This is a genomic window from Streptomyces sp. NPDC005574 (assembly GCF_040605435.1).
Classification (GTDB): Bacteria; Actinomycetota; Actinomycetes; order Streptomycetales; family Streptomycetaceae; genus Streptomyces.
On record NZ_JBEXCW010000005.1, the window covers coordinates 203,388 to 226,406 of the forward strand.

The window sequence follows — 23,019 nt, forward strand, 5'->3', positions numbered from 1 at the left end:
GCGCATAGTGTCAAGGGGCCGCAGGATCACGACTCGGTCACACCGGGCCGGATCTCATTGGGTGCCCGCACCCGCGAGAAGGCGGCGCCGCACCGCGCGACCACGTCAGGTGTGTCCGAGACGGGAGTCCCCCATGAACCAGACAGAGACCGAGATCGCCACCCAGCCGGAGTGCTGGAACCGCGCCGTCGCGCTCGCACGCCGGCCGGACGCCGCAGGCGCCGCGGAACTGCCCGGGGCCGGTGAGCGCGTGGCCGTGGTCGGCTGCGGCACTTCGTGGTTCATGGCCCACGCCTACGCGCTGCTCCGCGAGTCCCGCGGCCATGGCGAGACCGATGCCTTCGCCGCGTCCGAGATGCCGGTCGGCCGACGCTACGACCGGGTGGTGGCGCTGACCCGGTCGGGCACCACCACGGAGGTGCTGGAAGTGCTTCGCCGGCTGCGCGGGGTGACGCCCACCGTCGCGGTCACCGCCGATCCGGCGACCCCCGTCATGGAGCTCGCGGACGCGGCCTGCGTCCTGGAGTTCGCCGACGAGACGTCGGTCGTGCAGACCCGGTTCGCCACCACTGAACTGGTGTTTCTGCGGGCCCTGCTGGGGGAGGACCTGAGTCGGCTGGCGGTGCAGGGGGCGGCGGCCCTCGCCGAGCCGCTGACCGACGAACTCCTCGGCGCGGAGCAGTTCACCTTCCTCGGGCGGGGATGGGCCTACGGGATCGCGCAGGAGGCGGCGCTGAAGATGCGTGAGGCGGCGGGCGCCTGGACGGAGGCGTACCCCGTGATGGAGTACCGGCACGGGCCGATCAGCGTCAGCGGGCCGGGCCGGGTGGCCTGGTGGTTCGGCGACCCCTCCGGCATTCCCGACGGGCTGCCGGACGAGATCGCCCGGACCGGTGGCCGACTGGTGGCCTTCGGGCGCGATCCGCTGGCGGACCTCGTCGTGGTGCAGCGGCTCGCCGCGGCTCTCGGCACGGCGCGCGGCCTCGACCCGGACAACCCGCGCCATCTCACGCGTTCGGTGATCCTCACCTGACGCCGTTCACGCGCAATTCACACCCCTTCGAAGCCAGGCCCGCTGCCCGCGGCTCATGCCGTGAGCAGCGGGCCCGCCCTTTGTCGGCGGTGCCGTCGGGCAACGGACCCCGTGGGAATCAAGGACGGCATCGTTGACAGATGAATGTTCCTGCAAGAGTATGTGCGCAAAACTACAAGATCTTGCATCGCTCATCAGAGACTCCCGGCCTTTGCCCGCTGGAGGACAACAGTGCGTGCACACCCCCGCAGACTCGGCGCCCTCTGTGCCGCCGCCCTGACCCTGACGCTCGCCTCACTCGGCTCGGAGCCCCTGGCCCAGCCGGCCCAGGCCGATTCGGCCCCACGGCCGAAGGTGACCGAAACCGCGAAGGTGACCGAAACCGCGGACCTTCTCACCCTGTCCGTACCGGCCACGGGGAAGACCCCCGGTTACACCGTCGACGTACCCACCGACGGCGATCTCGCCCTCAGCACCGAACGTGCCGACACCCCCGTCCTTTCGACCGCGGGTGGCGGCACGGGCGCCTTACGGTTCCGGGCCGGCGGCGGGTGGCAACACGCCACCGACGTCACCGGCTGGCGCTGGAAGGAGGGCGTCCTGACGCTGACCGCCGACACCACGCTCGACCGGGCCACCGTCGAGGCGCGTCTCACCCCGGCCGCCGACCGCTACCAACTCGACTGGAACGTCGAGGGAGTCGAGCCTGACCGGCTGGGCCTGGCCTACGACCTGGCCTCCGCTGGGCACTGGTACGGGCACGGTGAGGCCGAGACCCCGCAGGGCGGCCCCGGCACCGACCAGCCCTGGCCGCTGGACAGCGGCGAGGTCGACCACCCGGCCTTCTCCCCGGCCTCGTACCACATGATCGACCCGTTCTGGTACACCTCCAGCTCGGCCGGGCTCCGCGTCGACACCGGGCATGTCATGGACGTGTCGATCAATCAGGGGAAGGGCGGACTCGGCCGCTTCGACATCCAGTCCGCCGACCCTTACAAAGCCACCGTGTTCGTCGAGTCGACGCCGCTGGAGGTCTACCGCGACTACGTCGGCATCGTCGGGAAGCCGGAGAAGAGTGACGCCACGTACGAGCAGTACGCCAAGCCGGTGTGGAACTCCTGGGCGCAGTTCTACACCAAAGTCGACCAGGAGAAGGTCCTCGACTACGCCACCGACCTGAAGGACAACGGGCTCGAAGGGCACGCCCTCCAGCTCGACGACAAGTGGGAGTCGAACTACGGCAACCTGACCTTCGACTCCACGGCCTACCCCGACCCGAAGGCCATGTCGAAGAAGATCCACGACCTCGGATTCGACTTCGGGCTCTGGACGACCCTGTGGATCAACCTCGACTCCGACAACTACCAGTTCGCGGTCGACAAGGGCTACTTGCTCAAGGACGCGGCCGACACCTCCAAACCCTGCACCGTGACGTGGTGGAACGGAACGGCGGGCATCATCGACCTAGCCAACCCGGAGGCCAGGGCCTGGTACACGGGCCGCGTCAAGGCGCTGATGAGCGACTACGGCATCGACGGCCTGAAGTTCGACACCCGCTTCTTCGACGACAGATGCGCCCCGCGCGACGGTTACGAGCCGACCGACTACCAGCGGCTCGGCACCGAACTCGCCGACGAGTTCGACCTGCAGGGCGTCGGCATCCGCGTGCACTGGGACTCCACGGCCCACCGGGCCGGATTCGTCACCCGCCAGGTCGACAAAGGCACCGGCTGGGACTCGGTGCGCGCCTCGGTCAGCCAGAACCTCGCGATCTCCACGATCGGCTACCCCTTCGTCACCACCGACATGATCGGCGGCTCCGGAGGCCAACCAGCGCCCGAGAAGGACGTGTTGATCCGCTCGGCACAGGTCGCGTCGCTGATGCCGCTGATGTACTCCTCCACCTCGCCTGTGGACACCATCGACGTGACCACCGGGAAGAAGGTCGTCTACGACCAGCAGACCATCGACCTCTACCGAGCGGCGATCAAGAAGCACGAATGCCTCGCGCCCTACATCTGGGACCAGGTGCAGCAGACGCTGAGGACCGGTGACCCCATCGTCCGGCCGCTGTTCTTCGACTTCCCGAAGGACACGGCGGGTTACACCGTCTCCGACGAGTGGATGCTCGGCCCCGCCGTCCTCGCCGCGCCGCAGGTCGCCGACAGGGCCACCCGCACCGTGCACCTGCCCCCGGGCACCTGGTACGACGTCAACCAGGGCACCGTGATCCGCGGTCCGAAGGACCTCAAGGGCTACGGCGCTCCGCTGGGCGTCACCCCCGCCTTCGTGAACCTCAGGGCGAAGGACGCCGACAAGGCCCTGCGCGCCCTGCGGAGCACCAGGGCCCCCGCCGCCTCCGTGCTGCTCGCCCCCGACGCGCCGGAGACCGGCAGCGGCGAGGCCGTCGAGATCACCACCACGGCCACCAACTGGGGCTCGCGGCCGCTGCGGCGGGTCACGGCCGCGCTGGGGACACCCGACGGCTGGCACGCGAAGGCCACCACCGCCGCGGCCGCCAGATCGCTCGCCGCCGGCGCCACGCTCACCACCCGGTGGACGGTCACCCCGCCCGCCGACGCCCGCTGGGGCAGCCACATCCTGACCGGGACGGTGACCTACGACGGCGGCGCGACGGCCTCCGACCGCATACCCGTGAAGGTGAAGCCGCAGCCGGGCGCGCTCTCGGCGCCGTACCGCACCGCGGACACCACGGGCGACGCCCAATTCGCCCAGGCCGGTGACCAGTTCGCCATCTGGGCGGGCGGCCAGGACCTGTCCGGCTGGAAGGATGAGAAGGCCGCCGTCTACGAGAGCGGAGTGGTCGGTGAGAGGGCCACCGTGCGGGCACGCCTCGTCTCGCAGCAGTCCGCCAGCCCCGTCGGCAAGGCTGGGATCGCCGTCGCCAACGACCTGACCGCCCCCGACAAGGGCGGATACGCGGTCCTCGTCATGACGGACAAGTACGGCCTGGAGTTCATGACCGACAGCGACGGCGACGGAAAGCTCGACACCTGGGCGGGCGGCGGCCAGACATACCACCCGGCCCACCTCAAGCTGGTGCGCGACGGCACGACCTGCACCGCGTACGCGAGCAAGGACGGCACCACCTGGTCCACCGTCGGCACGGCCACGGTCGCCGCGGCCGCCGGCACCGGCGACGCGGGCCTGGTCGCCTCGGGCGTCAACGTCAACTACCCCGGCGAACGGATCCAGGCCGTCTTCGACGACTTCTCGGTCACCGCCCCCTGACGGTCACCGCCTTCCGCGCTCCCGGCCGGCGCGGCCCGGCAGCGCCCCCCGCTCAGCTTCGGCAGCACCCGACGACCCTTTTGCGAAAGGGGTTCACCATGCCAAGGCCCGCACGCACGCCCGCCCTCATCGCCTCCTTCCTCGCCGGCGCACTCGTCGCGACCACCACCACCGTCATCGCGGTCACCGACGACGACCAGCACAGACCCACCACCACCTGGCTGACGGTGAAGGTCGCCGACGCCATGGGCACCAGGGACACCATCACCTGGATCCCCTCCGCCTCCTTCGCCAGTTCCGCCGAGGTCCGCGTCCCGCGCTACCCGATGACCGCCATCCAGGGCAAGGACACCAAAACCCTCGCCCTCGACGCCGTACGCGGTGAGCAGGTCTCCGCGCAGATCGCCATCGCCTCCGGCCACAGCCTCGACGACGTGCACGCGAAGGTCGGCGACCTGACCGGGCCGGGCGGTGCGCAGCTCGACGGCGACAGCACCCAGGTGCGGTTCGTGAAGTACGTGCCCGTGCAACGCTCCAAGAGCGAGGTCGACTGGTCGGCCACCATCGACCAGGTCAGTTCCGCCCAGGAGGTCTCCGGCGACCGCAACCCGGACGTCGTCGGAGACCCACTGGAGGAGCGCGACTCGCTCGACGTCCCCGCGTACGCCGCCCAGCCGCTCTGGTTCACCTTCCACATCCCGAAGAGCGCCAGGCCCGGCACCTACAGGGGCACGGTCCGCATCGACGTCGGCGACGACACCCAGGCCACCTACCCGCTCACCATCGACGTCGGGGACCCCACCGTGCCGGCCCCCGCCGCCTACAAGTTCTTCCTCGACGTCTGGGCGCAACCGGAGACCATCGCACAGGCCAACAAGGTCAACCTGTGGTCGAAGGAGCACTGGAAGCTCATCTCGGCATACGACCAGGACCTGGCGTCGCGCGGGCAGAAGGTCATCAACACGACGATCGTCGACAACCCCTGGCACCACCAGTGGTCGCTCGGCACCCGGCAGTCGCAGACCGCGACGCCGTACTCCAGCATGGTCGGCTGGACGTGGAACGGATCGAGGTTCGCCTTCGACTTCGCCCGCTGGGACAAGTACGTCGAGACCGCCAGGGAGGCCGGGCTCGGCCCCGACATCGGTGCCTTCTCGATGCTGGCGTTCCAGGACCAGGAACACCTCACCTACACCGACACCCGCACCGGGAAGACCGTCCACGAGAACGTCGATCTGGGCGGGGACCGATGGCGCCGGGCCTGGGGCGCGTATCTGCCCGCCTTCGAGGCCCATCTGAAGAAGAAGGGCTGGCTGGAGAACACCTGGCTGTCCTTCGACGAGCGGCCGATCAGCACCATGACAATCGTCAAGGACTTCGTGCACGAGGTGGCGCCGGTCTTCGACGACCGTATCTCCGTCGCGGGCTCGATCACCACGGAGGGCGTCGCGTCGAACCTGTCCGTGGACTGGGGCGGCATCGACGCGATGACGAAGGAGAAGGCGGCCGAGCGTCGCGCGGCGGGCAGGACGACCACGTTCTACGTGTACGGCGAGCCGGCCCACCCCAACACCCTGTCGTACTCCCCGGCCGTCGAGTCGCGGATGCTGCCGTGGATCTCCGCGCAACGCGACCTCGACGGGTTCCTGCGCTGGTCGTACAACAGCTGGACCAGCGACCCCTTCAAGCAGCCGGTGCACATCTTCACGCAGGGCGACGAGTACCTCGTCTACCCGGGGAAGAACGGGCCGATGTCCAGCATCCGCTGGGAGCAGCTGAAGGAGGGGATCGAGGACTACGAGCTCATCACAGAGCTCCGTACGAAGGACGGCGGCGACAGCGCCGCCCTCACCGAGGCCCTCACCCGGGCCACCCGGAACGTGGACGGCCGGACAAAGGACGTGACCGACATCGAGGCCGCGCGGGCGGTCGTGGTGAAGGGGCTGACGTCATGAGGGGGCGCGGAAGATCCCTGCTGCTCGCCACGGTCCTACTCGCCATGTCCCTGACCGCTCCCGCCGCCACGGCAGCGGTGTCACCGGCCCAGGGCGAGGCCCGGGCGGTGACCCCGACGGGCAAACGGCACACGGTGACCTACGACCGGTACTCCGTGCGGGTCGACGGCAAGCCCCTCTACCTCTGGGGCGCCGAGTTGCACTACTTCCGGCTGCCCAGCCCGGACGCCTGGCGTGACGTACTGCAGAAGATCAAGGCGGGCGGCTTCAACGCGGTCTCCCTGTACTTCGACTGGGGCTACCACTCCGCCAAGCCGGGTTCCTACGACTTCACCGGCATCCGTGACGTGGAGCGGCTCCTCGACGAGGCCGAGCGAGCGGGTCTGTATGTGATCGCGCGGCCCGGCCCCTACATCAACGCCGAGGTGTCCGGCGGCGGCATGCCCGCCTGGCGCTCGGCCCAGGCGGGCGTGAACCGCACCTCCGAGCCGGCGTACCTCAAGGCGGCGCGGGAGTGGATGAGCCGGATCAACCCGATCATCGCGCGCCACCAACTCACCCGCGGCACCGGCTCGGTGATCCTGTACCAGGTCGAGAACGAGTACCAGGGCGGGCGTCACGACGCCGACTACATGCAGACGCTCATCGACTGGGCCGAGCAGGACGGCATCGACGTGCCGACCTTCGTGAACGACGGCGGCGCCAACCAGAACTGGGTGAGCGGCAGGGGCGCCCCCGACATCTACGGTTTCGACGCCTACCCGCAGGGCTTCGACTGCAAGAACCCCGACGCGTGGAACAACCTCCCCGACTACTCCTACGTGAAGGAGTGGAAGCCCGGATCGCCCCTGATCATCCCGGAGGCGCAGGGCGGCGCCTTCGACCCGTGGGGCGGCACCGGTTACCAGGACTGCGCGAAACTCACCGGCACCGACTTCACCCGGGTCTTCGGCAAGATGAACATCGCCGCCGGAGTCACCGGTCAGTCCTTCTACATGACGTACGGCGGCACCAACTGGGGCTGGCTCGCCGACCCGAACGCCGTCTACACGTCGTACGACTACGGCGCACCGATCAACGAGTCCCGGCAACTCACCGACAAGTACCAGGAGTTCAAGCGCCTCGGGTACTTCGTGAACTCGGTGGGCTCGCTGGCACGCACCGACAAGGCCGAGGCGCCCACCCCGTCGGTCGACGCGCTGCGCGTCGACCGGCGCGTGAACCCCGACGACGGCACTCAGTTCCTCACCGTCCGGCACGCCGACACCAGGGTGACGGACAGGGACGAGACGACGCTGTTCCTCTCGGGAGCCGACGGCCACTATCCGCGCGTCCCGCAGAAGGGCGCCATCACAGTCGACGGCAGGGACGCGAAACTCCTCGTCGCCGGCTACGACCTGGGCGACCAGCGGCTGGTGTACTCCACCTCGGAGATCATGACGCACGCCGCCATCGCCGGCCGTGAGGTGGCCCTGCTGTACGGACGCGCGGGGGAGGCCGGCGAGACCGTGCTGCGGTACGCGAAGCGGCCCCGGGTGAAGGTGCTGGACGGCGACGTCACCACCACCTGGGACGCCGAACGCGGCGACCTGCGGCTGGACTACACCCACAAGGGCCTGGCCAGGGTGCGGGTCGACGGCCTGGACCTGCTGATCGCCGACGTCGCCGAGACCGCCCGCTGGTGGCGGCAGGACACCTCCGCCGGGCCGGTGCTGGTACGCGGCCCGTCCCTGGTGCGTACGGCCGAAGTCAGCGGTGGCACACTCAAGTTGACGGGCGACTCCGACAGGGCCGGGAAGATCGAGGTCATCGCGGACGCGAGGAAGGTCACCTGGAACGGCCGCAGGACCACCGTCACCGGAGCACCGAGCCCGGTCCGGCTTCCCCGGCTGTCAGCGTGGAAGTACCAGGAGGAAGCCCCGGAATCCGCCCCGGACTTCGACGACTCCGCCTGGACCACGGCCACCCGCCTCACCGCGAACAACCCCGCGCTCGACGGCTCGCTGCCGGTGCTCGCGATGGACGAGTACGGCTACCACCACGGCGACGTCTGGTACCGGGGCCGGTTCAGGACCACCGGCGCCGCGACCGCGCTCGCGCTGAACGCCGACACGGGGCCCACCGGCCAGTACGCGGTCTGGCTCAACGGCCGCTACCTCGGCAGCTCCGGCGACGGCGCGCACACCTTCGGCATTCCGGCGGGCACCCTCAAGGGCAGCGGGGACAACGTCCTCGCCGTCCTCGCCGAGAACGCGGGCCACAACGAGGAATGGGGCCACGACTACTCCAAGGAGCCGCGCGGCCTGCTCGGCGCCGAGGTGATCGGCGGGGCCTCCACCCTCACCTGGAGGATCCAGGGCAGCCGGGGCGGCGAGAACCCCGTCGACACCGCACGCGGCCCGTACAACAACGGCGGGTTGTACGGAGAACGGGCCGGCTGGTCCCTGCCCGGGTACCCGGACGGCGACTGGAAGCGCACCACCCTGCACGCCCGGTCCGCAGCGACCGCACCGGGTGTGCGGTGGTACCGGACCCGCGCGACACTCGATCTGCCGAAGGGGCAGGACAACGCGATCGCGCTGGACCTGGCGCAGGCCGAGGGCGACAGCAAGGCGTACCGCGCCCAGATCTTCGTCAACGGCTGGCTGATAGGACGCTTCCTGCCCGCCACCGGACCCCAGACACGCTTCGTCATCCCGAAGGGCATCCTGCGCGAGCAGGGCGACAACACCATCGCGCTCGCGGTGTGGTCCACCGGCAGGGCCGCCGGGCCCGGTTCGGCGAAACTCGTCGACCTCGGCGCGACGGCCGGCGGGATCACGGTGCGCACGGTGGCCGCACCTTCGTACGACGCGAAGACCTACGCCATTGCGGTCGCCGGCGCCCGGATCGCCGTGGACGCCGAGCCGTTCCTGAGCACCGGCACGGCCACCAGGGTCCCCGTCTCCCTCACCGTCCCGAAGGACGCCCCCACCGCCCGTGACGTCACGTTGTCCCTGACCGTCCCGGACGGCTGGACCGTGGCAGCCGGTGGAGCCACCCGCTTCGACCGGGTCCGGCCCGGCGCGTCGGTGACCGCGGTCTACACCGTGACCCCGCCCGCCGACCCGGTGCACTACGCCGTGCTGACGGCGACCGCCGGGCTGCGACAGGCTGGTCGGCCCAGGAGCGTCACCGGGCAGCGGGCCGTGCAAGTGCCGCCGCCAGGGCTCTCCAAGGACGCGTATGTCAGCGATCTGACCCTGGTCAAGGCGGTCAACGGCTGGGGCCCCGTCGAGAAGGACCTGTCCAACGGCGAGGCCGCCGCGGGTGACGGACACACCCTCACCATCGGCGGAGCCACCTACGACAAGGGCCTCGGCGTGCACGCGAACAGCCAGGTCCGGGTCTATCTCGGCGGCGGCTGCACCCGGTTCACCGCCGTCGCCGGGCTGGACGACGAGGTCGGAGACGGCGGCAGCGTCTCCTTCCAGGTGGTCGCCGACGGCCGCACCCTCGCCACCACCCCGGCCGTCTCCGGCTCCGACGGCGGCACCGCCGTCGACGTGGCCGTTTCCGGCGCCCGCTGGCTGGATCTGCTGGTCGACGGGAACGGCGATGTCTCCGGCGACCACGCCGACTGGGCGGACGCCGAGCTGAGCTGTACGGGGGGTTCCTGATGGCCGTCGGGACGCGTGCGGCACGCGCCTGGCCGGTAAGCCTGCTGCTGGCGCTCGTCGCCGTCCTGGCGGGGCCCGTGGTGCCCGCCGGGGCCGGCCAGTCGACCGACGGGCACGGCTGGACCGGAACCTGGGCGACCGCCCCGAGCGAGCACTACGAGGTCTCGGGAATGTCCGAGGTCACCGTGCGGATGCCGGTGCGCACCAGCGTCGGCGGCTCCCGGGTCCGGGTCCGGCTGTCCAACGCGTACGCCGGCGACCCGGTGACGATCGGTCACGCGACCGTGGGGCTGCGCGGCGGCGGGTCCACCGTCGAGCGCCCGTACGAGCTGAGGTTCGGCGGGAAGCGGCAGGTGACCGTCCCGGCGGGCGGCCAGGCGGTCAGCGACCCGGTCCGATTCCCGCTGCCGGCCCGTGCGGACCTGGTGGTCAGCCTCTATCTGTCCGGCCAGGTCACGCACATCACCGACCACTGGTGGGCGCAGCAGACCGTCTACTGGACGGACTACGGAGCGGGCGACCACGCCGCCGACACCGGCGGCGACGCCTTCACCTGGACCACGACGAGCTGGCCGTTCCTCTCCGGCGTCGACGTGACCGCTCCGCCCGCCGCCGCGGTGGTGGCGCTCGGCGACTCGATCACCGACGGGTCCTACTCGACGGCCGACACCAACCGGCGCTGGCCCGACCTGCTGTCCGCGCGGCTGAACGCCTGCCGGCCCGGCGCCGGGGTGCTCAACGCGGGCATCACCAGCAACCGGATCACCGCCGGGAGCGAGACCAACCCCTCCGCGCTGGACCGTCTCGAACGGGACGCGCTGTCCCAGCCGGGGGCCCGGACCCTGCTCCTCTTCGAGGGGATCAACGACCTCGGCGGAGCCGGTGCGGAGCAGATCATCGCCGGGATGAGGACCATCGCCGACCGGGCCCACCAGCGCGGTATGCGGGTCGTCGGCGCCACGATCACCCCCTACAAGGACTTCACCTGGGGCGGCTGGACCGAGGAACGCGAAGCCCGGCGGCAGCACGTCAACGCCTTCGTCCGGGACTCCGGCGGGGTCTTCGACGACTACGCCGACTTCGACCGGGCGGTACGCGATCCGGCCGACCCGCAGCGGCTCGGCCCCGCGTACGACTCCGGCGACCATCTGCATCCCAACGACGCCGGCATGCGCGCCTTCGCCGACTCCGTCGACCTGACCTCGCTCGGCCTGGGCCGGGGCTGCTCCTGAGGAGGACCAGCAGTGCTCGCAGTGGTGGGACACCGAAGAAGAAGACTGGCAACTCTGGCCGCTGGCATGGCCGTCGTGCTGGCAGGGCTGCTGCTCCCCGCGGCCCCGCCGGCCGGGGCGGCACAGCGGACACAGACCCAGCCGCAGAAGCAGAAGCAGAAGTGGACGGGGACGTGGGCGACCGCGCAACACGCCGCGTACGACCCGGGCACCTCCGAGGTGACCGTACGCATACCGGTGCGGGTGAGCGCGGGCGGGTCGGGCGTGCGCATCCGGCTGACCAACGACTTCACCACCGAGCCGGTGACGATCGGGCACGCGACCGTCGGTCTCCGTGACGGCGGCGGCGCCGTCACGAAGCCACGCGAGCTGAGCTTCGGCGGGAAGGGCCGGGTGACGATCCCGGCCGGTGAGCAGGCGGCCGGCGACCCGGTCCGGCTCACCGTGCCCGCACGGAGTGACCTGGTGGTCAGCCTGTACTTCCCGGGCCGGCTCACCCACATCAGCCAGCACTGGATGGGCCTGCAGACCGTCTACTGGACCCCGGACGGCGGCGGCGACCACGCCGGGGACGCCGAAGCGGACGCCTTCACCAGAAGCGACTCCTCCTTCCCGTTCCTGACCGGGGTCGATGTGCGGGGCGGCAGCGCGGCGGGTTCCGTCGTGGCGCTCGGCGACTCGATCACGGACGGGGCGTCCTCCACGGCCGACAGCAACCGGCGCTGGCCCGACTACCTCGCCGCCCGGCTGTCCGGCTGCTTCACCACCGCCGGAGTGCTGAACGAGGGCATCAGCGGCAACCGGATCACCGCCGGTACGGACGGCAACCCCTCGGCGCTCGACCGGCTGGAGCGCGACGTCCTGTCCCAGCCGAACGCCCGTACCGTGCTCCTGTTCGAGGGCGTCAACGACCTCAGCTGGGGCGGTGCCACCGGCGATCAGGTGATCGACGGCATGAAGGAGATCGCGCGGCGCGTGCACGCCCGCGGCATGCGGCTGGTCGGCGCGACCGTCGTCCCGTACCGCGGCTGGGGCGACTGGTGGACCGAGGCCGAGGAAGCGGACAGGCAGAAGGTCAACGCGTTCGTCCGGGACTCCGGCGGAGTCCTCGACGGGTACGCCGACTTCGACCGGGCGGTACGGGACCCCGACGACCACACCCGGTATGGCGCCGAGTTCGACTCCGGTGACCATCTGCATCCCAACGACACCGGGATGAAGGCGTTCGCCGACGCCGTCGACCTCCCCGGACTGCGCGTGGCCCGCGACTGCCCCTCGACCCGCGTCCGCCTCACCTCGTACCGGCCGAGCCTGCAGACCGGCGGTCAGGGCACGAGGATCACGGCGACGCTGACGAACGAGGGCAGCTCGGCGGCCGGCGACGTCCGTACCCGGCTGGAGCTCCCGGCCGGCTGGTCCGCCGAACCGGCGGGCGGCGCACGCCTGCGCACCCTGCACCCCGGGCAGAGCGCCACCGTCGGCTGGACCGTCACCCCCGGGCCCGACACCGCCTGGGGCTCCCACCCGCTGGGAGTGCGCAGCACCTACCGCCAAAGCGGCCGGCAGCGGTTCGACGCCGACGAGGTGGACGCCACGGTCACCCCGGTCCCCTCCGGTGTGGAAACGCCGTATCGCACGACCGCGACCACCGACGACGCCCACTACGCCCAGAACGGCGGCCAGTTCGCCATCTGGGCCGGCGGTCGGGACCTGTCCGGCTGGAAGGACGAGAAGGCCGCCGTCTATCTGCCCGGCGCCGCACCCGCCTTCGGCTCCGTCGCGGCCCGCGTCGTCTCACAGACCGGCAGCGGGCCCTCCGCAAAAGCCGGGATCGCCGTCGCCAACGATCTGACCGCGCCGGAGAAGGGCGGCTACGCCGTGCTGACCATGTCCGCGCGGTTCGGCCTGGAGTTCATGACCGACAGCGACGGCGACGGCCGCCTGGACACCTGGGCCGGCGGCGGCTCCTCCTACCATCCTGCCTGGCTGAGGCTCGTCCGCGCCGGCACCACCTACACGGCCTACGCCAGCGCCGACGGCGTCGCCTGGCAGCAGGTCGCCGCCGCCACCGTGCCGTCCGCCGGCGGCGACGGCGACGCGGGCCTGGTCGCGAGCGCCGTCAACCTCGACCACCCCGGCCAGACCACCACCGCGGTCCTCGACTCCTTCTCACCCTCCGGGGCCTCGGTCACCTTCGACGCGGTCCCCGGCCCCTCTTCGCGATGAAGGTCGCCCGATCCGAGATCCCGCACCTGTTGAGAGGACGTTCATGACAGGCAATCGACCCCTCAGCCGCAGAAGTCTGCTGACGGGAACGGCCGCGTTCGGCGGTGTGGTGCTGCTGTCCCCGCCCCCGGGCGCCCACGCGGCCCCGGCCCCCGGCACGGCCGCGAAGCCCTTCGACACGGCTCCCGCATCGGTCGCGCTGCGAAGGCTGCTGCCCGCTCACCACCGGCAGGTCGCGCTGCGCGCGCTGGCCGCCGGCAGCGCCGACCGCTTCCGGGTCACCGGCCGCAGGGGGGCGATCACCGTGGAGGGCACCAGCCCGGCGGTGCTGCTCACCGGGCTCCACGCCTACCTCCGGCGGGTGGCACGGGCCGACATCTCCTGGAACGGCGAACAGCTGGACCTGCCCGGACTGCTGCCCGCCCCCGACACGGAGATCACCGCGACGGCCGACGTGCCGCACCGGTTCGCCCTCAACGACACCAACGACGGCTACACCGGCCCCTACCGCGGCTGGGACGCGTGGGAACGGGAACTGGACGTCCTCGCCCTGCACGGCGTCAACGAAATCCTCGTCCACACCGGAGCAGACGCCGTCTACTACGACACCTTCCGCCGGTTCGGCTACTCCGACGCGGAGTTGAGGTCGTGGATCCCGGCCCCGGCCCATCAGCCGTGGTGGCTGCTGCAGAACATGTCGGGATTCGGCGGGCCGATCCCCCGACGGCTCATCGAGCGGCGCGCCGACCTCGCGGCGAAGATCACCGACCGCGTGCGGGAACTGGGCATGACCCCGGTGCTGCCCGGCTACTTCGGGACCGTACCCGACGCGTTCGTGGCGAAGAACGGCGGTGACGCGGCGGTGGTGTCCCAGGGCGACTGGGGCGCCTTCAAGCGACCCGACTGGCTCGATCCGCGGACGACGGCGTTCCAGCAGGTCGCCGCCGCCTTCTACCACGCCCAGTCGGAGCGCTTCGGCGACAGCACGATGTACAAGATGGATCTTCTGCACGAAGGCGGCAACCCGGGGGACGTGCCCGTCGGGCAGGCCGCGAAAGCCGTGGAGGCGGCGCTGCGCAAGGCCCACCCCGGCGCCGTATGGGCGATCCTCGGCTGGCAGAACAACCCCAGCAAGGAGATCCTCGACGCCGTCGACAAGCGCGGCATGTTCGTCGTCGACGGCCTCTCGGACCGCTACACCACGGTCACCGACCGGGAGAGCGACTGGGGCGGCACCCCGTACGCGTTCGGCAGCATATGGAACTTCGGGGGCCACACCCCGATGGGAGCCAACGCCCCCGACTGGGTGGAGCAGTACCCGAAGTGGCGGGACAAGGACGACAGTGCCCTGGCCGGCATCGCCGCGATGCCGGAGGCCGCCGACAACAACTACGCCGCGCTGGCCCTGCTCACCGACCTGGCCTGGACGCCCGGCTCCATCGACCTCGACGACTGGTTCGCCTCGTACGCCGTGTCCCGTTACGGCGCCGCGGACCCGCACGCCCTCGCGGCCTGGCAGATCATCCGCGACACGGCGTACGGTATGACCCGCGCCGACGCCTGGAGCGAGGCGCCCGACGGACTGTTCGGGGCCCGCCCGAGCCTGGGCGCGAACAAGGCCGCGGCCTGGGGACCGGAGGCGGATCGCTACGACACCACCGCCTTCGACCTGGCGCTGACCGAACTGCTCCAGGTGACGCCCGCGCTGCGTGCGAACTCGGCATACCGCTACGACCTGGCGGACGTGGCCCGGCAGGTGCTGTCCAACCGCAGCCGCATGCTGCTGCCGCAGATCAAGGCGGCTTACGACACTGCCGACCGCGCCCGCTTCGACGAGCTCACCGGCGTCTGGCTGGACTGGATGAGGCTCATGGACAAGGTGCTCGCCACCAGCGAGCAGCACCTGCTGGGCAGATGGCTGGCCGACGCCCGCTCCTGGGGCGGCACGAAGACCGAGAAGGACCAACTGGAGTACGACGCCCGTTCGATCCTCACCACCTGGGGCGGCCGGGTCAGCAGCGAGGAGGGCTTGCACGACTACGCCAACCGGGAGTGGTCCGGGCTGGTCGGCGGCCTCTACCTGACCCGCTGGAAGCTGTACTTCGACGAACTCTCCCGGGCCCTGAAGGAGGGCCGCCCGCCGAAGACGGTCGACTGGTTCGCGCTGGAGGACGACTGGGCGCACCGCCACGACAGCCACCCGACGAAGACCACCGGCGACGTCCACAGGCTGGCGCGGCGCATCCACGACATCCTGGCGGCCGACCCGCACCAGGCCACGCTGACCGCTTCCTCCCCCGAGGGCGCGGTCGCGCAGGGTGGCACCGTCACCGTGACGGTGGCGTTCACCAACCGCAACGGCTTCGCCCCGGCCACCGGCGTGGCGCTGTCCGTGAAGGCGCCCGAGGGGATGACCGCCCGGCCGGTGGGGAGGGTGACCGCCGACTCGGTCGCGCCCGGCGAGACGTTCTCCGCGGCCTTCGAGATCGCGCTCACCGGCTCGGTCACCGATCTGGTGACCGACGTCGTGGCCATCGCCTCCTACCGCAGTGGCGCCTCGGCGCGCTCACCCAGGGGATCGGCCACGGCGTCGGTGCGGCTCATGGCCGGCACCGGAGTGCGGGCTCCGTACCGGACCGCGAGCTTCAACGACGCCGTCTTCGGCCAGTCGGGAACCGCGCTGGCCATCGAGGGAGCGGGCGCCGACCTGTGGGGCGCCACGAACCAGTTCGGCGCCATCCACCGGGCGGGCGCCTTCGGGACCACTTCCTCCGCCACGGTGAAGGTCGCCTCGCAGGACAGCACCGGCGGCTGGATACGTCAACCTCGCCGTGACCCCGTCCAACGGATGCGTGCTGTCCTGGGACTCCGGCCAGGACGGCAGGTTCGACTCGATCAGGATCGACGGCACCTACGCCGCACCGGTGTACCTGCGACTGACCCGTTCAGGCTCCGCCTACAGAGGCGAGGCCAGCACCGACGGCACCACCTGGACCACCATCGGGACGGCCACGCCCGGCGGCGCCACCGACACCCAGGACGTGGGCGTCTTCATGACGGCTGCGAACGGCTGGACCACCACCCGCGGGATCGCGGAGTTCCAGCACTTCACGGTCGCCTGACCCGCGGCCCTCGACACCGCCCCGGCCCGGGGCGGTGTCGAGCACCCGGCCAGGGCCCGTCCCGACTCGCAATGACGTGGCTGGATAAAGAGTTGAGCGATGATCGCGGGGGTTGGTATTTTCAGTCGACCGTGACACCGCCCGAGGAGGTGAGACCCATGAACGCTGTATCCACGTGGGTGCTCCCCCTTCCCATCACGGCCGGCGATTGACGTAGGTGTCGCCGGGAGCGCCTCGACCACAAGGCACTCCCGAAAGGCAACACCTGTGCGCTCTCCGCAGTTCACCGCCGAGTCGTCATCGAACGGCATGCTCGAACGCGAGTTCATCGTGGGCGGCGTCCCCGGCGTTCTCTGGTCGCCGCTTTCCGGCGCGGCCGATCGCGCGCCCCTGGTCCTGATGGCCCACGGGGGCGGCCACCACAAGAAGCATCCGGCGATGTCCGGCCGCGCCCGTCTCCTCGTGACCGGCTGCGGCTCGCACGTCGCCGTCATCGACGCGCCCGGTCACGGCGACCGGCCGCGCACGACGCACGACGAGGCGGAGATCGCCGAGCTCTTCCGGGCGCGCGCGGCGGGCGAGCCGGAAGGCCCGATCGTCGTGCGCTACAACGCGCACCTGGCGGAGCTCGCCGTACCCGAGTACCAGGCGACCCTGGACGCCCTCCAGGAACTCCCGGAGATCGGCACCGACGGGCCGGTCGGCTTCTGGGGCATCAACATGGGCACCGCGATCGGCATCCCGTTCGTGGCGAACGAACCCAGGATCACCGCCGCGGTCTTCGGCCAGCACTGGCCCGACGCCCTGGCCGAGAAGGCGAAGCGGATCACCGTCCCGATCGAGTTCGATCTGCAGTGGGACGACGAGCACATCTCCCGCGAGGAAGGTCTCGCGCTGTTCGACGCCTTCGCCTCGAAGGAGAAGTCCTTGCACGTGAACTCGGGCAGGCACAAGGAGCTGCCCCGGTTCGAGGCCGACAGCGCGGTCCGGTTCTTCGCCCGGCACCTCGGCCGGCCGACCACCTCCCCGGCCTGACGTCCGCGGTCGCGGCGCCCGGCTCGCCGGCCGGGCGCCGCAACCCCGGGCGGGCCCGGTGCGGTGCGGACGAGCACGAAGGCGCAGCGGTGCCCGGGCCGGCCGATCCGGCGAGGGCGCGCGGCCGGTCGTCGCCGAGCAGCCGCACGACCGTGGGCCGGGCAGGTAGCTGTCAGCTGTGGGACCCGTGGGGTTAGTCTGTCCTCGGCGGTCGTTCATGGTGACTGCCGACGGCGGTGGGGCTCGCCGTACCCGAACCGCGGCACCGTTGCCGCCAACAGTCCCTACTTGCAGTGGTGTGTGCCCGAGTGCGAGTGGGCCCCGGCGAGTAGGAGACGCGCGTTCATGACAGCCCGGAAGTCCCAGGCGGTGGGCGAACCCACGGACCCCGATGTCGACGTGCGTGTGCCTGCCCAGCGACCGCGGTCCTGGCGGGGGCAGGGGCCGATCGTGGCGGTGGTGGCGCTCGGCGGAGCCGCCGGGGCCTGCGCCCGCTACGGGGCGACACTTCTGTGGCCGGCCGCGGCGGGGGCGTTCCCGTGGACCACGCTGTGGATCAACGTCGCCGGCTGCGCGGTGATCGGCGTGTTCATGGTGGTGATCACGGATGTGTGGGCAGCCCACCGGCTGGTGCGTCCGTTCTTCGGCACCGGTGTGCTGGGCGGCTTCACGACCTTCTCGACGTACGCCGTCGACATCCAGAAACTCGTGGACGCGGGCCACGCCCGCACCGGTCTGACCTATCTCGCGGCGACGTTGCTGGCGGCGCTCGCCGCCGTATGGCTCGCGGTGACCGCGACGCGCCGCGTTCTGGCTTGGAGGCAGGGATGACGAGGCTGACGGGCAGGGCCCTGCGGGTGACGGTCTTCATCGGCGAGAACGACACCTGGCACCACAAGCCGCTGTACTCGGAGATCGTGCACCGCGCGCACCGGGCCGGACTGGCGGGCGCCTCCGTCTTCCGGGGCATCGAGGGCTTCGGGGCGTCGTCGCTGATCCACACCTCGCGGCTGCTGTCGCTGAGCGAGGACCTGCCGGTGGCGATCGTGATCGTGGACGACGAGGAGCGGGTGCGCGCCTTCCTGCCGCAGCTGGACGAACTCGTGGGCGAGGGACTGGTGATCCTCGACGACTGCGAGGTCATCAGGTACGTGGGCAGGGGACACGAGGCGTGAACGCGGGCAGGAGGCACACGGCGTGAACTGGCTGCTGGTCGTCGTCGGCGGCGCGATGGGAGCTCCGCTGCGCTACCTGACCGACCGTGCCGTACAGATGCGGCACGACACCGTCTTCCCGTGGGGCACCTTCACCGTGAACGTCGTGGGCAGCTTCGTGCTCGGCCTGCTGAGCGGGGCGGTGGTGGCCGGTGCCGCCTCCTCGCACGTGCAACTGCTGCTGGGCACCGGGCTGTGCGGGGCGCTGACGACATACTCGACGTTCTCCTACGAGACGCTGCGGCTGGCCGAGGACGGGGCGCGGTTCTTCGCCGCCGCCAACGTGATCGCGAGCGTGGTCGCCGGACTGGGCGCCGTGTTCGTCGGGGTGGCCCTCGCCGAGGCGCTGTGGATGTGACGAGCGCTTCCGCCCGGCAGCCGGCCGGGATGCGGCCGTGGCGGTTCGTGATCTGGTTCGGCACGGTCAGCCTGCTCGCGGACTTCGTGTACGAGGGCGCGCGCTCGATCACCGGCCCGCTGCTGGCCTCGCTGGGCGCGTCGGCGCTGCTGGTGGGCGTGGTGACGGGAGCCGGCGAGGCGGCGGCGCTGGGCCTGCGGCTGGTCTCCGGCCCGCTGGCGGACCGCACCCGCCGCTTCTGGGGCCTGGCGATCGCCGGATACGCCCTGACGGTGGTCTCCGTACCGCTGCTGGGGGTGGTCGGGGCGTTGTGGGCGGCGTGCGCGCTGGTGGTCGCCGAGCGGGTGGGCAAGGCGGTGCGCTCACCGGCCAAGGACACGATGCTGTCGCACGCCACCGCCGCCACGGGACGCGGACGCGGTTTCGCCGTGCACGAGGCGATGGACCAGGTCGGGGCTCTGGTCGGGCCGCTCGTCGTCGCGGGCGTGCTGGCGATCACCGGCGGCGACTACGGACCCGCGCTCGGTGTGCTCGCCATCCCGGGTGTCGCGGTGCTGGGGCTGCTGGTGTGGCTGCGGGCCCGGGTGCCCGACCCGGAGGCGTACGAGCGGGAGATGGCCGCCCCCGAAGCCCTACCCGCGACGGACGGCCCGCTGCCCACCGCGTTCTGGACGTACGCGGCCTTCACCGCAGCCACCACCGCCGGGTTCGCCACCTTCGGCGTGCTGTCCTACCACCTGGTCGAGCGGCACCTGATGGCAGCGGCCTGGGTGCCGGTGCTGTACGCCGCCGCCATGGCCGTCGACGCGCTCGCCGCACTCGCCACCGGGTGGCTGTACGACCGCCACGGCGCTCGCGTGCTGATGGCACTGCCGCCCCTGACCGCGGCCGTCGCGGTACTGGCGTTCACGAACACGGTCGCGATCGCGGTGGTCGGATCCCTGGTGTGGGGCGCGGCCCTGGGCATCCAGGAGTCCACCCTGCGCGCCGTGGTCGCGGACCTGGTGCCCAGCGGACGCCGGGCGACCGCCTACGGCCTGTTCGCCGGTGTCGTCGGCGCGGCAAGCCTCGCCGGTGGGGCGCTGACCGGCGGCTTGTACGGCTACTCGATCCCGGTGCTGATCACGGTGGTGGTCGCCGTCCAGGTCCTCGCTCTGGTGCTGTTGGCCGTTACGCGAGCCACCTGGCGCTGATCGCGGGAGAGCCCCGGGCGGGGCACGCCACCCGTCGGGGGCGTGCCCCGCCCGTACCCTTCGCCGTGTGGCGACGGGAGCAGCGTGCCCGGCACGGTCACGCGGGCTTCCTCGTGGACCTGTCCGCGGCCCGCCTGCGGGACGCCTCGATCTCCGCGTACGCCTGCTCCCGTCCCTCCCAGTGGGAGCCTTCGACGGACTTGCCGGGCTCCAGGTCCTTGTAGACCTCGAAGAAGTGGGTGATCTCCAACTGGTCGAAGGAGGGGATGTCGCCGATGTCCCGCACCTGCGCCCAGCGCGGATCGTGGGCCGGCACGCACAGGATCTTCTCGTCCGGGCCCTGTTCGTCCCTCATCACGAACATGCCGACGGCCCTGCACTCGATGGTGCAGCCGGGGAAGGTCGGCTCCCCGACCATCACCAGGGCGTCGAGGGGATCCCCGTCACCGCCGAGGGTGTGGTCGATGTAGCCGTAGTCGGCCGGGTACCTCGTCGAGGTGAACAGCAGCCGGTCCAGGCGGATGCGGTGCAGTTCGTGGTCCATCTCGTACTTGTTCCGGGACCCCTGCGGGATCTCCACGATCACGTCGAACTCCATGACGCCTCCTTGCCTCGTCGATGTCCCGGGAGCGTAAGGGCGTTTCGATCAACCCGCCTCGCAGGCTGTGTCCGCCTTGAGGGACTCGCACAGCCGACGCAGGTCGTCGGCCGGCCGCCCCAGACCGTTCAGCTGCCGCCGGGCCGCCTCGGTACGGGCGTCCGGGTGCACGGAGAAGGCCAGGTCCGCCGACTGACGCACCATCCACTGGTCGTAGGCGAGCAGCCGCCCCGCGTACGCCCGCGCCCGGACAAGGTCGAGGTCGGTGAGCGGCAGGTCCCGCAACCGGGCCCGCAGATGGACGAAGGCGGAACTCGCCCGGCCGCAGTCCCGGGCGGCCTCCCCGCAGACGGGGCCGGGCGCCCCGCACGCGGCCACCGCGGCGTCGGCGGGCCGCTGCGCCGTCAGCGCGTCCTCCAGCACCGCGAGCAGCATGCGCCTCTGGACCGTGCGCGGCAGGGGGGCGGGCGTGGGGGCGGCTCGCAGGCGAATGAGGAGGACGAGGGCGCGGCGTCGGAAGGCTGCGCCGGTGCGGGGCGAGGGTGCGGGCATGGGTCCTCCTGGTCAGCATCGCTGGACCAGGGACTGTCAGCGGACGCCTCCGCGGTTGCGGTGAGCCCCATCACCGGCGCACCACGAGCGGCGGTGCACTTCTCCAGTGTGCTCCTCGCCCGGTTCTGGGGCAGCGCACCGATGCATCCGAGTGGCCGGACGGGTGGGTCCGTCTGGTGCCGTTCATCGGATACCTCCGAGGAAACCCCGGCCTTCAGGCCGGGGAGGGATCGGACTCCTGCGGAGCAGGGCAGGGAGCCGGGATTCGCCGCCAGGGCGAATCACGGTGCTCTGACCCGCAGGTTTGGTCCTGTCCAGTAGTGGCGCTAGTGTCCTGCGCCAGAGATCCGTCGGCAGAAGCGGGCGAGGGAGTCGAGGATCTCTTCGGCTGTCTTGGTCCAGATGAACGGCTTGGGGTCTTCGTTCCAGTCCTTGACCCAGGTACGGATGTCGGCTTCGAGAGCCTGGATGTTCTTGTGTGCGCCGCGGCGGATCATCTGGTGGGCGAGGTAGCCGAACCATCGCTCGACCTGGTTGATCCAGGAGGAGCCGGTCGGGGTGAAGTGCAGCTCGAAGCGCGGGTGTTTGGCCAGCCAGGCCTTGATCGCCGGTGTTTTGTGGGTGCCGTAGTTGTCCACGATCAGGTGGACCTGCAGGTGTGCGGGCACCGTCTTGTCGATGCGGATCAGGAACTTCTTGAACTCCACGGCCCGGTGCCGGCGGTGCAGGGCGGTGATGACTTCGCCGGTGGCGACGTCGAAGGCGGCGAACAGGGTGGTGAGGCCGTTGCGGACGTAGTCGTGGGTGCGCCGCTCGGGCATGCCCGACATTATCGGCAGCACGGGCTGGGACCGGTCCAGGGCCTGGATCTGCGACTTCTCGTCCACCGAGAGCACCACAGCGCCCTCAGGCGGGTTGAAATAGAGGCCGACGACGTCGTAGACCTTCTCGATGAACAACGGGTCCGTCGACAGCTTGAAGGTGTCCGCCAGGTGCGGCTTGAGCTGGAACTGCCGCCAGATCCGGCCGACCGTGGACTTCGACAGACCACTGTGCTCGGCCATCGATTTCCGGGACCAGTGGGTGGCGTTCTTCGGCAGTCGTTCCAGGGTGGTGACCACGACCTCTTCCACCTGGTCGACGCTGATGGTGGGCGGCCGGCCCGGCCGCGGCTCATCGGCCAGACCATCCAGCCGCTCGGCGAGGAAGCGCCGCCGCCACTTGCGGACGGTGTCCGCGGTCACCCGAAGCTCCCGGGCGACCGCGACGACCGGCGGCACCTGCGGCCCGGCGCACGCCAGCACAATCCGCGCCCGCAGGGCCAGCGCCTGGGCAGATGTCGCCCGACGCGTCCACCGCTCCAACACCGCCCGCTCGTCATCAGACAGCAGCAACGGTTCCAGCTTCGGGCCCCGACGAGGAACTGACGCACCAGCAGCAGAAGTCATACAACTTCTAACGATCAACTACTGACGCAGGACACTAGTTTGCGGGCGTGACCGCAAACCATGTGAAGCGGGCGTTCAAGTACCGTTTCTATCCGACGGATGTGCAGGCGGCTGAGCTGTCGCGCACCTTCGGATGTGTGCG

16 protein-coding genes are annotated in these 23,019 nt (G+C 71.0%); 13 read left to right on the plus strand and 3 right to left on the minus strand.

Annotation, left to right across the window (positions count from 1 at the left end; all coding sequences use genetic code 11):
• Positions 1 to 133 precede the first annotated feature (133 nt).
• The 12 genes from ABZT03_RS06110 (at position 134) to ABZT03_RS06165 (ending at position 20,279) form a co-directional block, all read left to right on the plus strand.
• Positions 134 to 1,033, plus strand: coding sequence for a sugar isomerase (locus ABZT03_RS06110; protein WP_356034115.1), 900 nt, complete (start codon positions 134 to 136; stop codon positions 1,031 to 1,033).
• 231 nt (positions 1,034 to 1,264) lie between these two features.
• The gene (locus tag ABZT03_RS06115) at positions 1,265 to 4,285 is read left to right on the plus strand and encodes a TIM-barrel domain-containing protein (RefSeq protein WP_356034117.1); all 3,021 of its coding nucleotides are present in this window, start codon (positions 1,265 to 1,267) and stop codon (positions 4,283 to 4,285) included.
• A gap of 98 nt (positions 4,286 to 4,383) precedes the next feature.
• Positions 4,384 to 6,240 (plus strand): glycoside hydrolase domain-containing protein, encoded by a 1,857-nt coding sequence (locus ABZT03_RS06120; protein WP_356034120.1) that lies wholly within the window; start codon positions 4,384 to 4,386, stop codon positions 6,238 to 6,240.
• Positions 6,237 to 9,899, plus strand: a complete 3,663-nt coding sequence (locus ABZT03_RS06125; RefSeq protein WP_356034122.1) for a beta-galactosidase — start codon at positions 6,237 to 6,239, stop codon at positions 9,897 to 9,899. The genes ABZT03_RS06120 and ABZT03_RS06125 overlap by 4 nt, the downstream gene beginning before the upstream one ends.
• Positions 9,899 to 11,131: an SGNH/GDSL hydrolase family protein gene (locus tag ABZT03_RS06130; RefSeq protein ID WP_356034125.1), complete on the plus strand. Its 1,233-nt coding sequence runs from the start codon at positions 9,899 to 9,901 to the stop codon at positions 11,129 to 11,131. Before ABZT03_RS06125 ends, ABZT03_RS06130 begins: the two co-directional genes overlap by 1 nt.
• Before the next feature lie 66 nt (positions 11,132 to 11,197).
• Positions 11,198 to 13,357 carry a GDSL-type esterase/lipase family protein gene (locus ABZT03_RS06135; RefSeq protein WP_356034127.1) on the plus strand — a complete coding sequence of 720 codons (2,160 nt, stop codon included), beginning with the start codon at positions 11,198 to 11,200 and terminating at the stop codon, positions 13,355 to 13,357.
• A 43-nt stretch (positions 13,358 to 13,400) separates the two neighbouring features.
• A complete protein-coding gene (locus tag ABZT03_RS06140) occupies positions 13,401 to 16,691 on the plus strand; it encodes an alpha-N-acetylglucosaminidase TIM-barrel domain-containing protein (RefSeq protein ID WP_356034131.1) in 3,291 nt (1,096 codons plus the stop codon).
• Positions 16,692 to 16,746: 55 nt separating this feature from the next.
• On the plus strand, positions 16,747 to 17,514 hold the full coding sequence (locus ABZT03_RS06145) for an alpha/beta hydrolase (RefSeq protein WP_356034135.1): 768 nt from the start codon (positions 16,747 to 16,749) through the stop codon (positions 17,512 to 17,514).
• Between the two features lie 345 nt (positions 17,515 to 17,859).
• Positions 17,860 to 18,345 carry a fluoride efflux transporter CrcB gene (crcB, locus tag ABZT03_RS06150; RefSeq protein WP_356034137.1) on the plus strand — a complete coding sequence of 162 codons (486 nt, stop codon included), beginning with the start codon at positions 17,860 to 17,862 and terminating at the stop codon, positions 18,343 to 18,345.
• A complete protein-coding gene (locus ABZT03_RS06155; RefSeq protein ID WP_356034140.1) occupies positions 18,342 to 18,689 on the plus strand; it encodes a DUF190 domain-containing protein in 348 nt (115 codons plus the stop codon). The genes crcB (ABZT03_RS06150) and ABZT03_RS06155 overlap by 4 nt, the downstream gene beginning before the upstream one ends.
• A 22-nt stretch (positions 18,690 to 18,711) precedes the next feature.
• Positions 18,712 to 19,086 carry a fluoride efflux transporter CrcB gene (crcB, locus tag ABZT03_RS06160; protein WP_356034142.1) on the plus strand — a complete coding sequence of 125 codons (375 nt, stop codon included), beginning with the start codon at positions 18,712 to 18,714 and terminating at the stop codon, positions 19,084 to 19,086.
• On the plus strand, positions 19,083 to 20,279 hold the full coding sequence (locus ABZT03_RS06165; protein WP_356034145.1) for an MFS transporter: 1,197 nt from the start codon (positions 19,083 to 19,085) through the stop codon (positions 20,277 to 20,279). The genes crcB (ABZT03_RS06160) and ABZT03_RS06165 overlap by 4 nt, the downstream gene beginning before the upstream one ends.
• A 97-nt stretch (positions 20,280 to 20,376) precedes the next feature.
• Here ABZT03_RS06165 and ABZT03_RS06170 read toward each other — a convergent pair whose 3' ends face one another.
• The 3 genes from ABZT03_RS06170 to ABZT03_RS06180 form a co-directional block, all read right to left on the minus strand.
• Positions 20,377 to 20,877, minus strand: a complete 501-nt coding sequence (locus tag ABZT03_RS06170) for an inorganic diphosphatase (RefSeq protein WP_356034147.1) — start codon at positions 20,875 to 20,877, stop codon at positions 20,377 to 20,379.
• A 48-nt stretch (positions 20,878 to 20,925) separates the two neighbouring features.
• Positions 20,926 to 21,429 carry a hypothetical protein gene (locus tag ABZT03_RS06175; RefSeq protein ID WP_356034150.1) on the minus strand — a complete coding sequence of 168 codons (504 nt, stop codon included), beginning with the start codon at positions 21,427 to 21,429 and terminating at the stop codon, positions 20,926 to 20,928.
• 326 nt (positions 21,430 to 21,755) lie between these two features.
• Positions 21,756 to 22,877: an IS630 family transposase gene (locus ABZT03_RS06180; protein ID WP_356034153.1), complete on the minus strand. Its 1,122-nt coding sequence runs from the start codon at positions 22,875 to 22,877 to the stop codon at positions 21,756 to 21,758.
• Positions 22,878 to 22,924: 47 nt separating this feature from the next.
• Between ABZT03_RS06180 and ABZT03_RS06185 the strand changes: the two genes are divergently transcribed.
• On the plus strand, positions 22,925 to 23,019 hold a 95-nt coding region (locus tag ABZT03_RS06185), incomplete at its 3' end, for a helix-turn-helix domain-containing protein (protein ID WP_356034179.1).

Coding starts and splice junctions, on each gene's coding strand:
- ABZT03_RS06110 (WP_356034115.1), top strand. CDS start 134: ATGAACCAGACAGAGACCGAGATCGCCACCCAGCCGGAGTGCTGGAAC.
- ABZT03_RS06120 (WP_356034120.1), top strand. CDS start 4,384: ATGCCAAGGCCCGCACGCACGCCCGCCCTCATCGCCTCCTTCCTCGCC.
- ABZT03_RS06125 (WP_356034122.1), top strand. CDS start 6,237: ATGAGGGGGCGCGGAAGATCCCTGCTGCTCGCCACGGTCCTACTCGCC.
- ABZT03_RS06130 (WP_356034125.1), top strand. CDS start 9,899: ATGGCCGTCGGGACGCGTGCGGCACGCGCCTGGCCGGTAAGCCTGCTG.
- ABZT03_RS06135 (WP_356034127.1), top strand. CDS start 11,198: ATGGCCGTCGTGCTGGCAGGGCTGCTGCTCCCCGCGGCCCCGCCGGCC.
- ABZT03_RS06140 (WP_356034131.1), top strand. CDS start 13,401: ATGACAGGCAATCGACCCCTCAGCCGCAGAAGTCTGCTGACGGGAACG.
- crcB (WP_356034137.1), top strand. CDS start 17,860: ATGACAGCCCGGAAGTCCCAGGCGGTGGGCGAACCCACGGACCCCGAT.
- ABZT03_RS06155 (WP_356034140.1), top strand. CDS start 18,342: ATGACGAGGCTGACGGGCAGGGCCCTGCGGGTGACGGTCTTCATCGGC.
- ABZT03_RS06170 (WP_356034147.1), bottom strand. CDS start 20,877: ATGGAGTTCGACGTGATCGTGGAGATCCCGCAGGGGTCCCGGAACAAG.
- ABZT03_RS06175 (WP_356034150.1), bottom strand. CDS start 21,429: ATGCCCGCACCCTCGCCCCGCACCGGCGCAGCCTTCCGACGCCGCGCC.
- ABZT03_RS06180 (WP_356034153.1), bottom strand. CDS start 22,877: ATGACTTCTGCTGCTGGTGCGTCAGTTCCTCGTCGGGGCCCGAAGCTG.